Annotated in this window: 20 protein-coding genes and 1 pseudogene; 10 read left to right on the forward strand and 11 right to left on the reverse strand. The window is 41.0% G+C overall.

The annotated features are described in order from the left end of the window. The first annotated feature begins 5 nt into the window (after window positions 1-5). From BMX02_RS09155 to BMX02_RS09175, 5 genes are all read left to right on the forward strand, one after another. The gene (locus tag BMX02_RS09155) at window positions 6-752 is read left to right on the forward strand and encodes an FTR1 family iron permease (RefSeq protein WP_091690388.1); all 747 of its coding nucleotides are present in this window, start codon (window positions 6-8) and stop codon (window positions 750-752) included. Between the two features lie 253 nt (window positions 753-1,005). After that, a complete protein-coding gene (locus BMX02_RS09160; RefSeq protein WP_091690389.1) occupies window positions 1,006-1,503 on the forward strand; it encodes a PepSY domain-containing protein in 498 nt (165 codons plus the stop codon). Between the two features lie 117 nt (window positions 1,504-1,620). Next, window positions 1,621-1,872, forward strand: a complete 252-nt coding sequence (locus BMX02_RS09165) for a hypothetical protein (protein WP_135644089.1) — start codon at window positions 1,621-1,623, stop codon at window positions 1,870-1,872. A 138-nt stretch (window positions 1,873-2,010) separates the two neighbouring features. Further along, window positions 2,011-2,157, forward strand: coding sequence for a hypothetical protein (locus BMX02_RS09170; protein ID WP_244603450.1), 147 nt, complete (start codon window positions 2,011-2,013; stop codon window positions 2,155-2,157). A gap of 30 nt (window positions 2,158-2,187) precedes the next feature. Further along, complete coding sequence (locus BMX02_RS09175) at window positions 2,188-2,481, forward strand: ArsR/SmtB family transcription factor (protein ID WP_091690392.1); 294 nt, start codon at window positions 2,188-2,190, stop codon at window positions 2,479-2,481. 61 nt (window positions 2,482-2,542) lie between these two features. On the opposite strand, the gene BMX02_RS09180 is transcribed toward BMX02_RS09175, so the two are convergent. After that, window positions 2,543-2,773 carry a ferredoxin gene (locus tag BMX02_RS09180; protein WP_091690393.1) on the reverse strand — a complete coding sequence of 77 codons (231 nt, stop codon included), beginning with the start codon at window positions 2,771-2,773 and terminating at the stop codon, window positions 2,543-2,545. Between the two features lie 83 nt (window positions 2,774-2,856). Beyond that, on the reverse strand, window positions 2,857-4,245 hold the full coding sequence (locus BMX02_RS09185; protein WP_143052430.1) for a transglutaminase-like domain-containing protein: 1,389 nt from the start codon (window positions 4,243-4,245) through the stop codon (window positions 2,857-2,859). A gap of 294 nt (window positions 4,246-4,539) precedes the next feature. On the opposite strand from BMX02_RS09185, the gene BMX02_RS09190 reads away from it, so the two are divergent. The 3 genes and pseudogenes from BMX02_RS09190 to BMX02_RS12400 all read left to right on the forward strand — a co-directional run. After that, the gene (locus BMX02_RS09190; RefSeq protein ID WP_091690395.1) at window positions 4,540-5,097 is read left to right on the forward strand and encodes a copper chaperone Copz family protein; all 558 of its coding nucleotides are present in this window, start codon (window positions 4,540-4,542) and stop codon (window positions 5,095-5,097) included. Window positions 5,098-5,307: 210 nt separating this feature from the next. Then, the gene (locus BMX02_RS09195; protein WP_091690396.1) at window positions 5,308-5,796 is read left to right on the forward strand and encodes an AraC family transcriptional regulator; all 489 of its coding nucleotides are present in this window, start codon (window positions 5,308-5,310) and stop codon (window positions 5,794-5,796) included. A gap of 72 nt (window positions 5,797-5,868) precedes the next feature. Then, window positions 5,869-5,982, forward strand: a pseudogene (locus BMX02_RS12400) (CRISPR-associated protein Cas1); the annotation flags it as partial. 51 nt (window positions 5,983-6,033) lie between these two features. Here BMX02_RS12400 and ablB read toward each other — a convergent pair. The 6 genes from ablB to BMX02_RS09230 form a co-directional block, all read right to left on the reverse strand. Then, the gene (gene ablB / locus BMX02_RS09205; RefSeq protein ID WP_091690397.1) at window positions 6,034-6,870 is read right to left on the reverse strand and encodes a putative beta-lysine N-acetyltransferase; all 837 of its coding nucleotides are present in this window, start codon (window positions 6,868-6,870) and stop codon (window positions 6,034-6,036) included. Beyond that, window positions 6,870-8,177 carry a lysine 2,3-aminomutase gene (gene kamA / locus BMX02_RS09210; protein ID WP_091690398.1) on the reverse strand — a complete coding sequence of 436 codons (1,308 nt, stop codon included), beginning with the start codon at window positions 8,175-8,177 and terminating at the stop codon, window positions 6,870-6,872. Before kamA ends, ablB begins: the two co-directional genes overlap by 1 nt. Before the next feature lie 391 nt (window positions 8,178-8,568). Then, complete coding sequence (locus BMX02_RS09215) at window positions 8,569-8,940, reverse strand: hypothetical protein (RefSeq protein WP_091690399.1); 372 nt, start codon at window positions 8,938-8,940, stop codon at window positions 8,569-8,571. 66 nt (window positions 8,941-9,006) lie between these two features. Then, window positions 9,007-9,420, reverse strand: a complete 414-nt coding sequence (locus BMX02_RS09220; protein WP_091690400.1) for a hypothetical protein — start codon at window positions 9,418-9,420, stop codon at window positions 9,007-9,009. A 28-nt stretch (window positions 9,421-9,448) separates the two neighbouring features. Further along, a complete protein-coding gene (locus BMX02_RS09225; protein WP_091690401.1) occupies window positions 9,449-9,796 on the reverse strand; it encodes a hypothetical protein in 348 nt (115 codons plus the stop codon). A 75-nt stretch (window positions 9,797-9,871) separates the two neighbouring features. Further along, entirely contained in the window at window positions 9,872-10,261 is a 390-nt protein-coding gene (locus BMX02_RS09230) for a hypothetical protein (RefSeq protein WP_135644098.1), read from the reverse strand. A gap of 204 nt (window positions 10,262-10,465) precedes the next feature. Between BMX02_RS09230 and BMX02_RS09235 the strand changes: the two genes are divergently transcribed. Further along, window positions 10,466-11,209 carry an AzlC family ABC transporter permease gene (locus tag BMX02_RS09235; protein ID WP_091690403.1) on the forward strand — a complete coding sequence of 248 codons (744 nt, stop codon included), beginning with the start codon at window positions 10,466-10,468 and terminating at the stop codon, window positions 11,207-11,209. Next, window positions 11,206-11,553 carry a branched-chain amino acid transporter permease gene (locus tag BMX02_RS09240; RefSeq protein ID WP_244625238.1) on the forward strand — a complete coding sequence of 116 codons (348 nt, stop codon included), beginning with the start codon at window positions 11,206-11,208 and terminating at the stop codon, window positions 11,551-11,553. Before BMX02_RS09235 ends, BMX02_RS09240 begins: the two co-directional genes overlap by 4 nt. Window positions 11,554-11,914: 361 nt before the next feature. Here the strand turns inward: BMX02_RS09240 and BMX02_RS11940 are convergent, their stop codons facing one another. The 3 genes from BMX02_RS11940 to BMX02_RS09255 all read right to left on the reverse strand — a co-directional run bounded on the left by BMX02_RS11940 (window position 11,915) and on the right by BMX02_RS09255 (window position 13,829). After that, window positions 11,915-12,082 (reverse strand): hypothetical protein, encoded by a 168-nt coding sequence (locus BMX02_RS11940; protein ID WP_167879330.1) that lies wholly within the window; start codon window positions 12,080-12,082, stop codon window positions 11,915-11,917. A 140-nt stretch (window positions 12,083-12,222) separates the two neighbouring features. Beyond that, the gene (locus tag BMX02_RS09250; protein WP_091690405.1) at window positions 12,223-12,606 is read right to left on the reverse strand and encodes a DUF5830 family protein; all 384 of its coding nucleotides are present in this window, start codon (window positions 12,604-12,606) and stop codon (window positions 12,223-12,225) included. Window positions 12,607-12,890: 284 nt separating this feature from the next. Continuing rightward, on the reverse strand, window positions 12,891-13,829 hold the full coding sequence (locus tag BMX02_RS09255; RefSeq protein ID WP_091690406.1) for a calcium/sodium antiporter: 939 nt from the start codon (window positions 13,827-13,829) through the stop codon (window positions 12,891-12,893). Window positions 13,830-13,869: the final 40 nt, after the last annotated feature.

Consider the following 13,869-nt stretch of genomic DNA (forward strand, 5'->3'; position numbering starts at 1 on the left):
GGGTCATCCTCGCGTATCTTGTGCAGACAAGACGAACGGAACTGAACAGGTACGTCTATAGTGGGACAGGACTTGCTATCGTTGGAAGCCTGGTCGCTGCAGTTGTCTTCAATCTCCTTGCAATACAATTTGAAGGCCGCAATGAGGAACTTTTTGAAGGAATTGTAATGCTGGTAGCAGCAGTCATCCTGACATCCATGATCATCTGGATGGCACGTGAGAGCAACAACATCTCAACAACGATACAGGAGCAGGTCGAAGGGAAGAAAGCCTACGGACTCTTTGCATTGGCGTTCCTCTCTGTGCGGAGGGAAGGTATTGAGACCGTACTCTTCCTGGGTGCAGCAGCAATGAACACGGAAACCAATGTTGTGCTCTACGGAGGGCTTGCAGGTCTTTCTGTATCCATTGTGGTTGCATACATGGTGTTCAGATACTTGTCACACACGAACCTGAACAACTTCTTCAAGATCACCAGCATCTTCCTGATCCTCTTTGCAGCAGGACTTGCAGCACATGGTGTGCATGAGCTTCAGGAAGCAGCTGTAGTTCCGATCGTTGTTGAGCATGTATGGGATATCAATCACGTCATAGATGAGAAAGGAACCTTTGGTTCTATCATAATATCCCTGTTCGGATACAACGGGAATCCATCACTGATCGAAGTGCTGACCTATGTTGGATACTACGTCGCAGTTGGCATAGGGTTGAGAGTACCCGGAAGACGCGAAAAGATCGGGATAAAAGACTAATCGTATCGGAGTTAAAAATCCATAACTGCTACCATCGATAAGAATGGTGGCAGATTTTTTATGTTCATCAGCTATCTCTTTAGAGTAAATTATGCTGCTGGCTCTTGATTTGTTTATTTGGAGCAGCCACTTTAAAGCGGTTGTGGTGCTTTTAGGCACAATCTTTAAATATCAACGAGTACATGTGTAACATATAGGCTACATATACAAACTATGGTTACACAGTTTGAAGCAAACAAAGGATGTGAACAAAATGAGAAAAATAACAAACATGCTTTTGGTCGGTGCTATATTTCTTGCTGGTGCAGGAATGATCGCACTGACGATGCAAACTGATACTGTCCAGGCTGCTTATGGTTCAGGTCCGGGGTCTGGATGGGGTGGATGTCCTGCTTATGGTTCAGGATATTCAGGATATAATCAGGCAGCAGCCTATTCCGGTTATTATGACCTGACTGTTGAAAGCATTGAGGATGCATTGGAAATAGCCGAGGAAGAGATCGATGCTGATGTGAATGAGGAGAATATCTACCAGATGGGCAGATGGTGGGTTGTGTATTATACGAACGATGATGGTGTTGTGATGCGCAGCTACATCGATGCATTCACTGGAGATGTTCTGGACACTACGGGTCAGTCATACGACTATGCGAATACGGGCCGTGGATACGGCATGATGTACGGTGCCGGGTACGGCTATGGAATGGGTCATGGTTCAGGAATGGGCTATGGCAGAACGTATCGTTACTGATGAATGAATTATGTGGATTCCCTGCCATTAACTTTTGAATCCCAACCCCACACGCCTTTGGCAGGGACTCTCCACTTACCTACATGAAGAGTTTGATCCTGGTAGGAAGGTGATAGCATGATGGGATATGGAATGTATGGTGACTATGGGATCTTCGGAAGTTCAGGAGGGTTTACCATGATATTCAACTTGCTTATATTGATAGCTCTTATCTGGTTAGTTTCTTCATTTTTCAGCAACAGGTCATGCATTCTCAATAATGGAGCGTGCAATAACAAAGACGATCGTGACACGCGTTTATCTCGTATTGAAGAACAGGTGGGGAGCAATCGCGAATCACTGGAAAAAATATTAAAGAAACTGGATTAAGTCCCGTTTTTTTGCTTACAGATATGGGAAATTAGTAAAGATTAATATGAAAACAAAAACATCTTATGAACAACCATGATGCACTATTACAATACATTTGGTCTATTGGATTTCTTTTTGGAAATCCTCCTTATACTATTGGTCGTAGGTTTAGTCATTTTCTTCATTAACAAATCCGGGTTTGCAGGTTCAGCTAGCAACGAGAAGCTTGTGAGCATGGAGAAAGATGTTGCTGAGATCAAAAAGACTGTAGAGGAGATCAAAGAGAAACTGGAAGAGATCTAAGGTCAATTTAAACCCTCAGCCGGTCTTATTATGGCTAAAACAATGCAGCAGATAGTTTCTATAGGCGAGGCTATTTCACATCCTCTGAGGCTTAAGCTTCTCTATATGCTTTCAGAAAGGGAATGGTATGTGTATGAGCTTGCCAAAGAACTCAGTGTTTCCCGGCAGGTCCTGTATCTTCATTTAAAACGTCTTGAAAAGGCCGGATTTGTAGAAAGTGATCTTCGTCTTGAAGATGACGACATGAGGGCAAAGAAATTTTTCAAGCTCAAGGAGTTCAATGTTTCATTGGATATCGATGATCTGAGGAATTTCTTTGAGTAACCTTTGTTCGTAAGGCTATCAATAGTTACAAACGTTTTTTGAAGTTAAAAAAACGATGGGCTTAGCCATCATTACCAATTGCATCGACAGGGCATGAATCCATCGCATTTTCGCAATCTTTTGTCTCGGAATCATTTTCAGGTTGCTTAAAGACAAATGCAGTCGATTCATCATCGGTCATTTTGAAGTTCTCAGGAGCATCATTTGTGCATAGACGACATCCGATACATCCTTCATCTACATAGAACTGACCAGGTATATTTTCAGCTATTTTATTTTCGTTATCAGCCATTAGTAATTCCCCCACTTTTGGATACTATTAAGCTACTTTTGAATTTACTTTCTATTTATAGGTTGTTCTGAAGTCATTAACCTTCAGGCAACAACCCAATCGCTGTAAACATATGCTTGCTCAGCGTTCGAACCCCAGGACATAACACCCACGCGATATTCCTGACCAACCGGAACTTTCAGATTGGTTACGGTGTATGACATTCCACCTTCTGCTTCAATTTCCGGGATCACATCACTCTGGATCTGGTCCCAGCCCATACCTTCATCGGTTGATTCAAGGTAAGTGTATATTGTTACATCTTCTGCAGTTGCCGAACCAACATTTGTGATCTCAATATCCAGATCCACATATGTGTACGCTGCCCCCCTCTTGCTGGTTCCTGTAAATTCAATTTGCAGCTGAGGATATCCGTAACCGATCGGAGTTATTGTTGCCTCTGAATTTTGATACTCATCCGGTATCACACCTACGTCCCAGCCGGAATTGGTCGTTTCAAGGTAAAAATACTTGATACCGTTATAATCATAATAGCTTCCGGATACGCTCTCATCGCCCTGTACACCCACTGCCATGTGATCAGGCAATGTGATCAATGCTACCCCATATCCCATCTCGTGCAGCAGTGATGCCAGAAGGATCGATGAATCTTCACAGTCCCCGCCACCGTGGTACAGTGTCTCGAATGGGAATCTGGGATACTCATCATAACCTGCAGAAGCACTGTCACTGACATAAGGAAGTGACTGGACGAAAGCGGTTGCGATGTATGGAATCTCATCGCTGCCATAGCCACCTTCATCAGCGAGGTATTCCAGTTGGGAGGTTATCTGTGATATCAGTTCGTCGTCGTAAGGATCGTTAGCAAACTGATCGTAGTCCCTGCTTCTGCTTCTCTCGGAATACAAGTCGTAATCTTCTTTGTAGTATTCATTCTTGATCCAGAACTCTGTGTTATCGTATTCCCACTCATAAGTACGTGTAATGGAATCTTCATCCAGTGAAACTGCTATCTTAATTTCAGTTTCAGATTCGATGGGTTCTGTTTCCTGAAAAATCTCCGGCTTTAGTTCATAGGTCAGATCAATAGTAAAACTGCTGTCATAGATCTTATCCACTCTGATAGAATAGACGTTATTCCTGTCCTCCGGATCTTTCACATTGTATGTTTGACCTGTTAACAGTGTTCTTACGGAATACTCCTGCTCGTCCTTCCTGAAAGAAATAACCGTAAACTCTTCTTTCCTGTTAATATCCAGGATCTTCAGGGAGTATCCATTTTCAAGGTCAAGTATAGCAGTCTTTTTGAGGGTTATGTTATACTCTTCATTGTATTCCTCACCTGCTGTATCCGGTTCATCAATATCAGGCAATCCGTTCTCTTCCGGGTATCCATCATCTGCTATGCAACCCATGCCTGAGCAAATGATCATAAAAAACAAAAACCAGGAGATCGATCTTTTGATACCCATATGAAATGGAATTTACTGCTTAAATATAATAGCATTGTGGTTGCTACCAAATGATCATAGGTTGTTGGTTTGATCATGAGTACTTTCTATCAAACATCGGAAGAAACAGTTGAGCCTGTTTCAAAAAGTCTAACGTCTACCTCCTACAATCAATGCATGTTCTATACTGTACTGGAAAATAGCAAATCAGGAGCTTTGAAATAGGTTCGCTAATAAAGAATGAATTAGAAAGCAAGATGTAAGTCTTGAATCCTGAAGTTTAAAATGTATCATGATGTTGTGGGAGTGCAGTAAATGACCTACCAGATATTGGATCAGCCATCTTGTTGTGATTGTGGACCTGCAGAGGATAGTTGCTGTGGTCCGACGAACAGTAACTGTTGCGGACCTGAAACCATTGACCTGAACAAAAAAGAACATGCTTATCCCGTATGTGGTACTATTGGGGAGTCCGTTGAGAGCATCACAGTCAGGCATCTGGTCAAAGAAGAATTGATGTCATATGTTGTTGATGTTGATCACTGGCTTTGTCTTGACGAGGATTGTGATGTTGCATACTATACAGAAACGGAAGCAATGTTCAGAAAAGAGGACCTGAAAGTCCCTATATGGTTCAAAAGGGATGCCGATCCAAAGTATGCATGCTATTGTAATGAGATAACAGAAGAGCAGGTTATCGAAACGGTTGTTAATACTGGTGTCAATAGCATGAAGGATGTTATTGCTGTGATCAAGGGTGAAGGAAGATCCCGGTGCCGGGTCAGGAATCCTGCAGGCAAATGCTGTACAAAGGTATTAACTTTGAAAGCACATGCGCACACTACCACTTCGCTACATTCGTGTAAATGTTAAGTTCTCTGTTCTACAAAATAAATGTGTTGCCTGTTCGGACGCTTCATTACATGAAGCAGAACGCTAAGAGTGATATGCCGTTTACTCTCAATGCTCATGTAAAGGAGAGGTTGGAGATGTGAGAAGGATGTTGATCCGTTCGTTTCTTACTATGAGTTTTTATAGTACGTATTACAGAAAATAGTTTGAAATTAAAGGTGGGTGATAAGTTTGGAAATTATAAACGAACCAGAGATTACAGAAATAGAAGAAAGAAATGTGGCATATGTTTCTTTTGTCGGCAATTATCTGGGAAACACCAAGGTCTTTGAAGATTTATGTGGTAAACTTTTAAGCTGGGCAGGTCCGAAACAATTGATGGGACCAGATACTCTTTTGATGTCTGCCTATTATGATGATCCAGGTGTTACCCCTCCGGAAGAACTTAAGCTGGATATGTGCATGACCATTGAAGATGATATTGAAGTTGAAGGAGAAATTAAAAAGAAAAAGCTTCCTGGAGGAAAGTATGTAGTAATGCGTGCAGAACTGACAGGAGCAGAAGAATATGGTCCTGCATGGGAAAAGGTCGTTGAGTGGCTGATACAAAATAACCTTGAAATTGATATGTCCCGAGCAAGTTATGAGATATATTTAAACTCCCCCGAAGAACATCCAGAAAAGCATCATATTCTTGATATACGTATGCCCGTCAAGTGAATAAGATCCAAGGGGGCATTTCTGAAGTATAAATACCTCTCTTTACAAAAGTAATCTGGGATTTGAAGGGGGAGGTTGGGATTCTCTAAGGGTACTTTACACTACATGAAACAGAATGCCAAGAGTGATAAGCCGTTTACTCTCAATGCTCATGTTAGGGAGAGGTTGGAAACTTGGGGAGAGTGAAATAAGGCATGTATCAACGCGACAAAAAAAGATGATTGATAACATTAAATATCAATCAGTTTGAAAGTTTCGATACCAAATATTCATGCTTTCAATGTTGCCAGATATATTGGTATTATTTACAAGTCTGCCACAATATTCATACCCGCATTTTGCAAAAACAATATTCATTCCATAAGAGCTGGCTCTTGCAATGGTATATGCAGTTTTAATCCCCTTTGCTTTTATGTCTTTTTCCATTTTTCGAAGCAACTGTGACGATAAACCTTTTCCACGGAATTCAGGCAGTGTTGCAAAATCTGTCATTTCCACACCCGAGTAATCATAGTCTATTTCAGCAGAAGAAAGTGCAACAACTTTTCCTTCTTTGAAAACACCGAAATATACCACATTATCTTCCATTGTCTTTAACAGATAATCAGGATCATGTATGGGGAAAGGATAGGTATCGAACGTCTTTTGGTAAACGTCAGCCATCTGCCCAATATCCTGCTTCTCACATTTCCTTATGGAATATTCAGATGGAAGAATGGAATGCATTCCTTTTTCTTTTGACAGGGCTGTCTTTATGACATCCTCATGCATTTCATTCAGGCAATTAATGCTTCTCTTGTCATCAAGGAATTTGCTCATGATAACTGCATCTTCTTTCCCATAATAATATCGTGGGATCGATGCTTCACAAAGATAGCTCCGATCACAAAGAAGTTCTTTGAAAGATCCAGGAACCTTTGTGAAGATCTTGGAATAACTTTCCTTTTCTGCAAGAGCATCAATTTCATCCAGAAGTGAAGGCATATCTGCCGGATCCAGTTTCATAAGATAGATCCGGTCGTTATAACTTCCGTGCTGGATAACAGAATTACCTATTTTCTCAATGGAATCCATTAAGCCCTTCTCTCCATCCTCGCATTATCTTCAGGAACAAGACTGGTGGTATCATCATGATCCGAGAGAAGTTTGGCAATACCAATTCCCTTGTACTCTGTAGCATCGTCAAGTTTAAGCTGAAGGTCACACTTTTCGCAGTTCCGATCACAATATATTTGTTTGTATGATTCCGGTTCCTTGTAGGTGGTAATAACACCTTCATAATTACGGAGGATCACACGATTAGTTGACCATGAGATAATATAGTTGGGCATGACCGGTATTTTTCCTCCCCCATGAGGAGCATCAATGACATAGGTAGGAACTGCAAAGCCACTCGTATGACCGATCAGGTTTTCCATGATCTCTATTCCCTTGCCTATAGGAGTCCTGAAATGTGAAAGTCCTTCTGAAAGATCACATTGGTACAGGTAATACGGACGAACACGGTTCTGGACCAGTTTATGGACCAGTTTCTTTATGATCCTCTGGCAGTCATTCACACCTGCAAGCAGTACCGTCTGGTTCCCAAGAGGGATACCACCATCTGCAAGCTTTTGAAGCGCTTGCCGGGATGAGAATGTTACTTCCCTGGGATGATTGAAATGTGTGTTTAACCAGACCGGATGATGCTTTTTCAAAACCTCAACAAGTTCATCTGTTATACGATATGGAAGTACGACAGGCATTCTGCTGCCGATACGGATCACTTCTACATGAGGAATGCTACTTATTTCAGAAAGGATCCAATCAAGGTAATCATCAGATAGCATCAAAGGATCGCCACCCGAAAGCAACACGTCCCTTATTTGTGGTGTGTTCCTTATGTATTCAATACCTTTGAGGATCTTCTCTTTTCCAGGTATGCAATCAATGTCCCCAACTTTTCTTTTACGTGTGCAATGGCGGCAATACATAGAACAAACATTGCTTATGTGGAAAAGGACCCTGTCAGGATACCTGTGAGTTATGCCCTCAACAGGGCTATCTGTATCTTCCGAAAGAGGATCTTCAAGTTCCTCATCTGATACAGTTAATTCTTCGGGTGAAGGAAACGCCTGGAGAAAAATAGGATCGTTCCTGAAATCATCAGAATCTATCAGCGATAGGTAGTAAGGTGTGATAGACAATGGGAATTTTTCCAGCGTTTCTTCGAGCTTCTCTTTTTCAGATGGCTCAAAACTTATTCCGAGTAGTTTCTCGAAAGTATCAATATCACGAATTGAATGTTTTAACTGCCAATTCCAATCTTTCCACTTATCCAGAAAGTCTTCAGAATCGATCATTGTTGCTATTTCTTTTTGTTGCTTACTGTATTTTTCCATCAAAATACCACTGCTAAGGTTTCGGCTTCAAAAAACGGCATCTGTAATTTGACATCCAAAATTGGCATAAAAAAGCATATTGGACCCTAAATAACAGATACTTTTAGTCCCTTTTCGTTGACTGTCGCCTATAAAATAAAATACACCTACACTATATGGTTGTACAGGGCATAACTTAAAGTTAGTATCTAATATACTTTCCCCTCCATATATGAGAACTCGAAATTAGATTAGGCATAAACTAGTGGTAAAATATCTAAAACATCAATCAATTTATTGTAAGAGTTCCGTTTTTTCACGTTACCTATATCCCGACTTGCTATGCAGGGGGATAAGATTCGAACCTCAAGCGTTCACGAAATACAAATGCTGATGATCGGGACAGTACATATCACTCGGTGCTGCCGTTGTTGATGGTTATGGCATTGATTGAATCAATGTCGATGTAGCATACGCCCAGGAAGTCATTTTCTAAAATGACGAAATATTCTTCTACCTCGACAATGTCACCCATTATCTGCATGTTGTAGCTGAATATTTTCACATTGTTTCCTTTATTGTCCTCTAAGATCTCTTTCATCCGACCATGCCATTCGTTGTAAATGGTATAGTCCCGTGCTACTTCGATGGGCTGATTCTGGACTAGTTGGAATTGTACCACGTCGTCAGATGATTCTACATCTGAAACTGTTCCGGAGTCTGAAGTAGACACCTCGTTTACTGGCTCATCAGCTGCAACGTCTGTGCAACCAATTGCAGTCATTACTATCAAAATTAACAGAAGTGTAATTATTTTAGTATATGCTTTCATGTTCTATCGCCTTTTAATTCACAAATCATCAACATAAGGTACGTATGTGCATCTACACCAACCTTCTCCGTTTTCATTGGGACTATGTTTACAATCCTTGCGAGGAATTGGCATATTTTTTAATGCTGTTGTAATTGTCAAGACGTTGTCATTCATTTTTTGACATACGTTACATGATTGAGATTCTGCAGCAAGTATTTCCACTCTATCGAAACCATTTTTTTGATGATTTAGTAATTGAAATCGTGCAGATTCCTGAAGTGTCGGGAAAAACACTTCATTCCTTTCATAGAGCTCTCTTGCTTTTTGGTAGTACATCATCGATTCGATATGCAACGTTTTTATGTTTGAATATTGATCAATTGTATTCGAACTTTTTTGCTTTGTTTTTCCTTTCAAAGATTTTCCTTTCAAAAAATCAAATAACCCCATACGAGCTCCCCCTTTATGGTCTACCATGTTATGCAGTTGTTTTTTGTTCTACAAAGTAGAGATGCTGCCTATCCGGACAGTACATGTCCATCTCAATCTTCATACGTTGGAGATGATCACAACAGTATTTCGCAGCGACCCCGAAATACTTCTTCAGTAGCTTGCAGAATTCATCGGTGGTCATACCATTGTACATGAAGCCGCGGAGTTCGTGAACCACATCATCTGCAAATTGTTCTTCGGAAACAGTGTCATCTACTACCATTTCATCAACTTTGGCAGTTGCTTGGCCGTTCTTTACTTCACTTACTATCCACCAATAGACGTCGTGGAAGTCATTATTTCCACATTTTGAGCATTTCGTTTTAACGTACATATTACCACCACGATAATTTATTACGATTCACTTACCCTGATTGTTATTTTCATGTTTCCATTTTCTTTTTTGACCTCAGGAGATGTATCCGAAGGATATCAGGTACACACTAACCCCCATAACCAATGTTGCCAGCCAGCATCCGGTTGCAATGTCCATATGCACCTTCTTTTTGAATCTCCATCTGTTGGTCACGAAAAGTATTATGAAAATGATGACGATCGATCCGAGAAGCCTGTGCAGGGCAAGCACAATGCCATAGGAAGCGAGCTGGAAGTCCTGACTGATCGAATAGAACATGAACAGAACAGAAGGCACTATTGTGTAAACTGCAAGTGATGCACCTCTTGCATGTTGGTCTATACCCTCTGTTTTCATCTTGATCGCATATACAAGCATTAGAAATGCTATTACCTGCAAGAAAAGCGAAAGGTTGGATAAAGTTGTAATTACATCTGGTTCCACCAAATTCCCCCATTGACTTATACAAATAAATTGAAGTGGATACTATTTAGATTTATTGAGAAGCTCTTATTTTGATCATAACTTGATCTTCATGACCAAATTTAACAAAACATAAATACAATTAATTCTTTTCTTGCACTTTATTTCCCACTTCGGAAAGTAAATATATAAATCATCCTTAAATTTAAAAGGTGTGCAAGAATTATGAGCCAGCAGAGCGAAAGCCTTTTCAAAAGCGCCCTCAAGACAACGCTACCGGTCTTCCTGGGGTATATTCCCCTAGGCATGGCTTTCGGATTCCTTCTCGAAGGAGCCGGCTATCACTGGATATATGCACCCTTAATGAGCATCTTCATCTATGCCGGTGCAGGCCAGTTCATTGCAGTTGCATTACTGGCCGCCGGTGCAGGACTTACTGAATTTGCTATCACCACACTGCTGATAAATCTCAGGCATTCTTTCTACGGTCTGTCTTTGCTGGATAAGTTCTCCGGTGTGGGAAAGGTCAAACCTTACCTTATCTTCGCACTTACCGATGAGACCTATGCACTCCTAACAACCACCAAAGCTCCGGAAGAGGATTCAAAGGGCAGGTTCTACTTCTACATAGCTGTGCTTGACCACTCGTACTGGATACTGGGATCGGTTCTTGGTGCTGTACTGGGTTCAGTACTTGACCTCAGGCTGGAAGGAATGACCTTTGTGCTTGCTACCCTGTTCGTGGTGCTGACCATTGAGCAGTACCACGCTTCAAGGTCCCGTTTCCCCTTCATGGCAGCCATGGGTGCAGGTGTCATTTCGCTGATGCTCTTCAGTCCTGACAACATGCTATTGTTCTCGATATTTATCGGCACCCTCATCCTGATGGCACATGAGAGGTTCGTTCAGGACGACCTTGAGATCAGAAGCATTGCAGATCAGGACCCTGATCAGGAGGACATCTCATGATGGAAGATCCGGTGCACTTGTTGGTCATTACAGCAGTAGTAGCAATGGCCACCTTCGCCACAAGGGCTCTTCCTTTCGTATTCTTTAATACGAGAGCTCCGCCTGAGATCCTCTCCACCATTGAGAAGAATCTCCCTCCGATGATCCTCTTGCTACTTGTGATCTACTGCCTGAAGGACGTACAGTGGCTTCAGGTTCCCTATGGGATCCCGGAGATCTTCACTATAGCAGCGGTCATGGGCTTGCACTTGTGGAAACGCAATGCAATGCTCAGCATCTTTGCAGGGACGGGTTTGTATATGCTGCTGGTGCAGTTGGATGTGTTTTCGGTTCTATTTGGATGATGGTGGAACTGATATGACATCAGAATGAAGCCCAGACTCCGGAAAGTTTCTATCATGGATCCATGAGGGTCCGACAGCAAGACAAAATTAGTTTTGAACAAGAAGTGTGGGAGTCATTGAACTGAGAATACCACCTTTTAGCGGCATCTCATCCCCACATAATTTCCCAAACTCGCTTCATAACGTACAACTCCCACACCCATATAGTATATTGATTTCTGAGTTAAAACAGGTTTTGGTGGGGTAAATGTATGAGGTGATGCCCTTGGTTACAAAAATTTAATGCCACTTTAAAAAGAATTAAATAGTATGCTGTGCATTCCAACATAATAAAAATTAGTGTTTATTCATAATAAATTTATCAATTGAGGTGTAGTATGGATTTTGGTTTGTATATATTAGCTTTCATATCATTGATCATATTTGCCCTTTCGTTTAAAGCTATTAGGAAAGCATCTGGCTTGGTGCTAATCGTTCTTGGAATTATGTTTTCATTAACTGGTCTTGGAATGATATTTGGAATTCCCATGATCTTTGTAGGAGCACTGTTTTTGTTTTTATGATTTATTTGCAAGCTCGATTAAAACAAAAGCTTTCAATTATTCTTTGATTTTTTCAATGAGCTTATAGATCAAAACCAGTAAAAAATAAATCAAGAATAATAAAAATTTACAATTCTTCAAACAAATAGTCCAGATATAGCTTCCTGATACAAGTAGAACCGTATGGACCAAGCAACCCGGATTTTAATTCGATGTAGTGACTTTCCTTCATGCTCCTACCACAACATCTACAGTTGTTGATCTCTTTTGAGTGTATAATTTTGGGTTTATAAAAATCCAGATCGTGTGCCTCATAAGTGAAGTGGCACATACCATCTTTATCAGTTATGATACCTTCCTTTCTGGCAGCTAGCATAATCTGATCAATGACATCAAAGCGTTTGGTCACCGTTTTACGCAGCAGTTCTCTGATCTCAAATGGAGATAACTCCGTTGCATCCATTGCTACGATATAGTCCAGTCCTTTTTGGATAGTCTTTGGATGTTTCATTTTATCCCTTTATTATCACGAGCTTTAGATCCATATGTACATTATTTGATGAGATCTGATTGTTCAAGCCTTGCTCTGATTCCACTTTTTTTCTTCAGTCGCCAATTCGGATCGATTATCCTGAATTACGTTTAAAACCAGTGTATTTAACTGTTTTAATGTATAAAATCTCTAAAATAATTCAGATGCATTTAATAAGAGTGTGTGGAATATAAGATTATCTACTTAGTTCTTCCAGATACGAAAAATGTTATCAGGAGCTTTTTTAATTTCCGATATTATACTCACAAACTATAGATCTTCACGCCAATATAAACCACATAAAGCAATATCAACACAAACGCTTCATTCTTCTTTAATTGCATATGCCTTCTGAAGAACAATAAGACCAGAAGTGAGAAGAAGAACAGGGCCGGAATATCAAATCTTACCAAATCTTCACTTACGATAAAGCTGCTTATCAGACTGCCTACTCCAAGGGTAAAAAGTATGTCAAATATGTTGCTTCCGATCAGGTTGAAAACGGAGAGGTTAACAGCCCTTTTCCTGATACTGCTCCATGAGAGTGCAAGCTCCGGCAATGAGGTTCCCAGTCCGATAAGGACGATCCCGATGAAGGATTGTGATATCCCCCACATATCTGCCAGGTATAGTGCATTGTTCAGAACTGCATAGGATGATATTATGAGGATCGCAAAGCCGACACTAATAGAAAGGATGGTTCGCATGAAATGTAGAGGTGGAGCACTCTTGAACTTTTCGTGGACTTCTTCTTCCCTGTATAACAAGAAAAAATAGATCGCATAAGCCGCGATGAAGATCAGGCCGTCTGTCCGGCTAAGTGTGCCATCAAGGCCAGCCAGGAACAGAAGGGCAACAGAGGCAAGCATCATCACTCCATCCCTGGAAAGTTCTCGTTTTGTTAAGGTCAGGACCCCGAACATACCGACAATGCCCATTGTTATGCCTATCTGGCCAAAGCAGGAGCCGATGGAATCGCCAATAATGAGTCCGGATGTTTCAATTCCTCTTAGTCGCTGAACAGAGCCGGTCACACTAATGACAAGTTCCGGCAGGTTGGTTCCCAGAGTGAGCAGTGTAAGGCCGATAAATGCATGTGATATCTTGTAGTGTTCTGCAATGGTCAGAGCTGCTTTGATGATAAGTTCAGCACCTATCATTAATCCTGCCAGTGCGATCAATAGAATTAACAGTTCATACATTTTAGTGAGTTTTCCACAACATCCTCAAATGTGTTTTTTT

The organism is Methanococcoides vulcani (assembly GCF_900111645.1).
In the GTDB taxonomy this organism is placed as follows: domain Archaea; phylum Halobacteriota; class Methanosarcinia; order Methanosarcinales; family Methanosarcinaceae; genus Methanococcoides; species Methanococcoides vulcani.